At 46.4% G+C, this 6,538-nt stretch carries 1 protein-coding gene; it reads right to left on the minus strand.

Going from position 1 to position 6,538, the window contains the following annotated elements:
• A partial coding sequence (locus HMPREF9698_RS08390; protein WP_003777138.1) for a metallophosphoesterase occupies nt 1-5,937 on the minus strand: 5,937 nt, incomplete at its 3' end.
• Nucleotides 5,938-6,538: the final 601 nt, after the last annotated feature.

Here is a 6,538-nt window from a genome sequence, read left to right on the forward strand (position 1 = left end):
TTCCAATTCCGCAATTCGGTCTAGTAGGGCTTGGTTGGCTGCTTTTTGTTTGGCCAAAGCTTTTTCCAATTCTGCTTCTCGGTCCCGATTTGCATCTTGATCATCTGGTTTTTGGCCTTTTAGAGTTGCTTCCAATTCCGCTATTCGGTCTAGTAGAACTTGGTTGGCTGCTTTTTGATCTGCAAGAGATTTTTCTAGTTCAGCAATGCGGGCAAGAAGTGGTTGAAGATCAGCAGGTTTTTGCGCCTTAATTGCTTTTTCCACTTTTGCTAACTGGTCTACAAGCAGTTGAAGAGCTTTTGCAAAATCAACTTGAGGTTGGTTTGCTAGAGCAGTTTCAAGTTTTGCAAGTCGGTCAAGAATTGGCTGAATGGCTGCTTCTAAGTCAACTTGTGGTTGGTCAGCAAGTTTGGCTTCTAGTTGACCAATTCTATCCAAGAGTGCTTGAATAGTTTTCGCTTGGTTTGTCTTAGCTTTCTGCAAGTCGGCCAATTGGTCTAAGATCGGTTGAAGGTCAATTGGTTTTTGATTGGCCAATTCAGCTTCCAACTCAGCAATTCGGTCCAACAGTTCTTGATTAACCGGTGCTTGGCTGGCTAATTTAGCTTCCAATTCAGCAATACGGTCAAGTAATGGTTGAAGGTCTGTTGGCTCTTGAGCTTCAAGTGTTGCTTCCAACTCGGCGATTCGGTCAAGAAGTGGTTGGAGTGTCGCTTCAAGATCAATTGGGGATTGGTTTGCAAGTGCTTGTTCCAACTCAGCAATACGGTTCAACAAGTCTTGGTTGACCGGTGCCTGGCTAGCTAAAGCTTGTTCCAACTCAGCAATACGGTTCAACAAGTCTTGGTTGACCGGTGCTTGATTTGCTAGTGCTTCTTCCAATGCTGCAATACGAGCAAGTAGTGGTTGGATACTTGCTTGCAAGTTTGCAATTTGGTCCAAGATTGGTTGCACATCTACCGGCTCTTGGTTGGCTAATGCTGCTTCCAGTGCTACAATGCGGTCAAGTAATGGCTGGATGCTTGCTTCTAACTGGTCAATTCGGTCTAAGACAGGTTGCAAGTCAACCGGTTCTTGGTCTGCAAGAGATTGTTCCAATTGAGCGATATGAGCTAAGAGCAACTGGATGGTGGTTTCTAAGCTTTCAATGCGGTCCAAGACAGGTTGTAAATCTGTTGGCTCTTGGTTTTGGATGGCTTGCTCCAATTGGTCAAGTCGGTCTAAGATTGGCTGAAGGTCAATTGGGTCTTGACCTTGTAAGTCTTGTCTTAATTGTCGGATTTCATTAATCAAGATACCGATGAGTCGAGCAAGGCCACCGTCAGGATCGGGCTGTCCAGATTCTTTTTCAAAGGTTTGGGCAGGAGACTGGAGGGTAATGGTGTTAGCCCGGTCGTTGTAGTGGGAAAGTTGGAAAGCAACTTGGTCTCCGTCCACCAATTCATTGCTGAGGCGGGCAACAATTTTACCTTCTTGGAAGTCAACTTCTGCTTGGACAGGCTGACCATTTACGAGGACACGGACAGATGGAATCAAGTTCGCTGCAAAGTCACCGACCAAGTTAACGGTTTGGGCATCTTGAATTTGCACCCGACCATTTTTGACAACTGGGTCTCGTTGAACAGCCATACTGGTGTCATTGTCGTAAAGGTAAGCGTATTGCGGGTTGGTTTTGAAAAGTTCATTGTTAAATGAAATAACAAGGTCACCAACTGGCACGTTTAGTGGATCAATAATGTAGCGAGCGAGGTCAGAATTCACCCAGTAAGAGATGAATTCTTTGTAGTCGTCAATGCCTAAAAAGCCAAGAACGGTTTCCAATAAGCCTTCAGCATTATTCGGCAAGAAGCCTCTAATAGGCAGCAAGACGAGTGTTGGAAGAAATCCACTGGCTTGGAGGTGTTGGCCCAGGTCGAATTCAACGCTTGAAAGCAAGTTAGAAATCCAGTCGATAAGCGGCTCTTCAATGTATTGGACTACAGCGTAAAGGCCGTTTTGGTCTTTCAGTTGCTGGCCTGCTTCTCGAACCCAAGCTAATTCAGGTTTGACACTTTCTTCTCCACCAGCAAGGCCGAGGTAGGTGTCAACTCCCAATTCTTGAAGGGTCCGGACTCTGCCATCTTCATGGGTGTAAACTGGAACGGCAAAGAGTTCTTCGACTAAACCTTCTAATCGGTTGATCAATTGGTCTTCATTAAGAACTTTTTGGTCTAACTCATCAAGCAAGTCGTTGATGAAAGTGACCAAGTTTTCCCCTTCGATGTAAAGGCGGTTGTTAGACCGGTTGCCTACTTGAGCAACGAGTCTGCCTAAACCAGCAGGATCTGACTCCCAGTAAACGGAGACATTGCCTAATACTGGAATGGAAGTTTGGAAAGCAGGGTCTTCTGGTGTCCCTAATAGGCTACTGACTAAGCCGACAAGAAGTGGAGCTTGGGCAGGAGCGGGAATTGGTAATGGTAAGAAGGAATTGATCAGTTCTCGGGAAGGTCGGAGGTAGTCGCTAATCAAGTTAACGATCTGAATCGCTACAAAGCGAGGAGTGACGGTGTTTTCCCGAGTAAAGTTTACATAGTCTTCCATCAACTGAGTCGATCCGTCAGCGTCAATGTATTCAAAAGTTCGGACTGAATCCATTTCTGAAATAGCAACTTGACGGGTATTTTGACTATCGATATCGTTGATGAAGGTCATGTGGCGAACAGGGCCTGGATAGCTGACCGAAGACCCAGTCTGGATATCGTAAAGGGTGTTGCCTTCACGAGTTGTAAAGGAAGAAATGTCATTGTCGTGGATGTGGCCAGTAAAGAGGAAGTGGATCCCGTTGTCGGCAAAAACTTCCATCGGGGTTTTGCCATCAACGAGTGGGTTATCACTTTGGTAAGGGACGTCCCAGTTGCGGAGGATGTATTCTGACAAGAAGTTTTCTTGGTTGTAGAAGTGTGGGATGAAAGCGTGGTGGGCCATAGCGACTACAATGTCGTTTCGTCTGTGAGCTAGGTAGGCTTGTTGGACCAACCAGTTCATCAAGGGTTCAGTAATAATCCCGCCTGTTTCTTGGCTGTTGCGACCAGATTCTGTCACATCCGCTGAGTAGATAGCAGAGTCAATGGCAAGAATGGTAATCCCACCCTGGCCTTGGCGGTCACCAATGTCAATTCTTGAAACGTAAGACAAGTGACCTTGAGCATAGTATTCCTCTGATTCAGCTTGGTCAACTTTTTCGTTAACTTCAGCTAGGTAGTCTTGGTAGATGTCAGACTCATTGTAGATTGCTAAAGCTTGATCATATACCAATTCTTGGAAGTCATCTTGGAAATCCTGCGGTGTATAAAGTGGCAGGTGGGTGGAGTTGGCAAAGTCGTAGGCAAGTGGGTTGTTAATGTCGTGGTTGCCTGGCACAACAAAGACGCGACGGTTACGGCCTTGTCGCAAGCCGTTTTGGACATACTCGTTAAGGGCGCGGACAATAAAGTCGTAAGTAGCGTGTTCCCCATCCCGGGTCAGGTCACCGGGGATCAAGACATAGTCAACACCTTTTTGGTCAATCATACGAAGACTTTCTTTAAAAACTTCTTCAGACTGGGTAAAGTACTTCGCATCGAGATTAAGCATGTCGTAGTATTCTTTAGTTGGTGCAATAAGTTCCTTGGCCAAAATGTGGCTGTCAGCAATGACTGAAATGCGAATGGTGTTATTAACTTCTGGATCTTTAGCTTCTAGATTGCCCCATGTCGGGTCGACCAATTCAACATGACGTTTTTCAATAACTTCGACCGATACTGGAACTTCTTCACTAGAACCATCGCTGTAGTCGATTCGAACCCGGCCACAAGTTGTGCCGACCTGATCAGTTTGAGGGACCTGGCCAACCCACAAGTACTGGGTTTTTGCAGGCAAGTCACCAGCATTTGCAATGGCTGCTTTGGCTTCCGGCAAGACCTCTCCTTGGAAAACGGGTAGGACTTGAGCTTGTGGCACATAGCGTTGGCTGAGAGGGGCGTCGAAGTCGGTGTTGTTTTTAACGATACGAACCCGGTCAACTTCACTCAAGTCTTCAGTTCGGTAGGTAACAACTTCAAAGGTGTTTTCAGTTACATGAGCAATAGAGAAGTTTGTTTTATACTCTTGGTTGCGTACAGCAAGGAAGTCGTGGAAGTCTTCTAAGTCGTAAAACTTGCTACCACTCGAAGAGTTAAAGGTCAGGTAAATAACCCCTTCAGGGTCAACATATTCTGTTGGTGCCTGCTTATCTTCAGTCCACTCGATTTGTGGGTTGGTCCCATCCATGACGTGGCTTCGAGCGTAAGAGTGGTCGTGGCCCGCCAAGACAATATCAATCTGGTACTTGTTCATTAATGGCGCGACGTTCTCACGCAAGTATTTAGTGTGGTTGGACATGGAGTGGTTGGCTGGTGAGAATAAAGACCGGTGGAGGGTCACGACCCGCCAGTCAATTTCCTGGTCACTAGTCGCTGCAATTGCTTGTTGCAGGGTTCTTTCGTGTTCTTCAAAGTTGGTGTTTTCCAGGTTTAGTGCAACGAATAGGGCGTTGTTGTAAGTAAAGTAGTAGTTAGACCCTGCTTCGGTTTTCCCTTCTGCTTGCACATTTGGTAAAGCAAAGTGTTCAGAAAATGCTGGGTTAAAGGTATCGTGGTTCCCAATAATCGGCACCAGGGTCAGCTCATTCAAGCCATCCTGTTCGATAAATCCAGCATACTCCTCTTCTCGCCAGGCAATCTCAACCTGGTCCCCAACACTGAGTAAAAAGTTAGGGTCTGGGTGAACTGCCAGCATGGTGTCTAAGGTTTCTTGCCAGCCCCGGATATCTTCTACTAGATCGTCGCCTGACCCGAGTTGGGGGTCACCGACAATTAAGAAGTCAAAATCGCCAGCTGGGTGAGTTTTAAAGGTGTAGATGTCAGACTTGTTTTCTTCGTCATTCCAGAACCGGTACATATAAGTCGTGTCTTCTTCAAGACCCTCAATTTTCACCTGGGTGTTGTATAAGTCTGGAACATTTCGGCCGAAGAAGTCGTGATGGGTGTTATTCTCTTGGTGGGTCACACCTGGAATCACTTGGCCTTGAGAAAAGTCTCCTGCTTCATTGTAAGGGGCAATCTCAAAGTAACCCTGGTCAGAATTGTCCGAATACCAAGTAAAGTGTCGTTCACTTGGGTCGCCACCGATAGTCAAGACTGGGTAACGGTGGGCATTTGACTTGGCATTGGTAACTGGCCGTTCAGGAGCTAATCGGGGTTGGCCCTTAGGGTAAGGCTGGGAAGCTTCCTCGGTCAGTTGCTGCTTGGTTAAGTCTCTTTCTTCAGATTCTCGGCTAGTCTGGTCTTCCTCAGAGTGAGGCTCTTCGTCCTCTGCCTGGGGAAGGTCTGATTGGACAGGTCCAGAACCCTCTTGTTGGTTTGGACCTCCTACATTGACTGAGTCTGCTTGGTTTTCTTCTACAACTGCTGGGTCGGGGTCTCCTGATAACGTCTCCCCGCCATCTTCTAAGCCAGCCGGGTTAGGGTCGTCATCATCTGAATCATCTGAACTTTCAGTTTCAGACTGGCTTTCCCCAGACCCTTGCTGTCTTTCGCGACTTGCCCCTTGCTGGACTTGGTCGGCAGGGTTAGGACCTGTAGCAGGTGGGGAAGTCACTTGCTCGCTGCCCTGGTCTGCCGGGGAGTAGGACTGACTATTTGCCTGGTCTTGCTCCCATCCACTAGTCAAACTAGGGGGCGTTTGAGTTAAAGAATCCTTTGATCTCTCTTCATTTTCTGCAGGAAGCTCAACCTGGTTTTCCTGGTCTTCATCCACTAATTGGGATTCTAGAGCCGGGGCAGCCGGGTCTTCTTCCGCTTGAACTTGCCAAATATTTGTTACAAAAAGAAATGACAAGAGAAAAGCGACCAAAGTCTTTAAACGTTTGGTGTGCATGCTTACACTCCTTTCTTAAATTTTGTGCTTATTGGGTAAACAAGGCACGATTATAGCATAGCCTTCCATTATTAATATACTTACCAAAAAGCTGTTAAGATTATGTAAAACAAAAGTTATGCAAAAAGGGCCGGATTCGCCTGAAACTTTTTTGCCTTGGTTAAACTTTAATTATTAGATACCTAGCAATAATTATTAAAAGGGGCTCCGCCTAATGTCCCTTTGATCGGTCAGGGGCTGTTTCCTTTGGACTTGACTCAGAACTCCTTTATTGTTCAGCAATTGTCGCGTTATTACGCCAAAACTCCTTTATCGCTCACCGATTGTCGCGTTCTTGCTCCAGAACTCCTTTATTGCTCAGCAATTGTCGCGTTATTACGCCAGAACTCCTTTATCGCTCACCGATTGTCGCGTTCTTGCTCCAGAACTCCTTTATTGCTCAGCAATTGTCGCGTTCTTGCTCTAGAACTCCTTTATTGCTCAGCAATTGTCGCGTTATTGCACCAAAACTCCTTTATTGCTCAGTAATTGTCGCGTTATTGCTCCAGAACTCCTTTATCGCTCACCGATTGTCGCGTTATTGCACCCAAACTCCTTTATT

This window comes from Alloiococcus otitis ATCC 51267 (assembly GCF_000315445.1).
Taxonomy (GTDB): Bacteria; Bacillota; Bacilli; order Lactobacillales; family Carnobacteriaceae_A; genus Alloiococcus; species Alloiococcus otitis.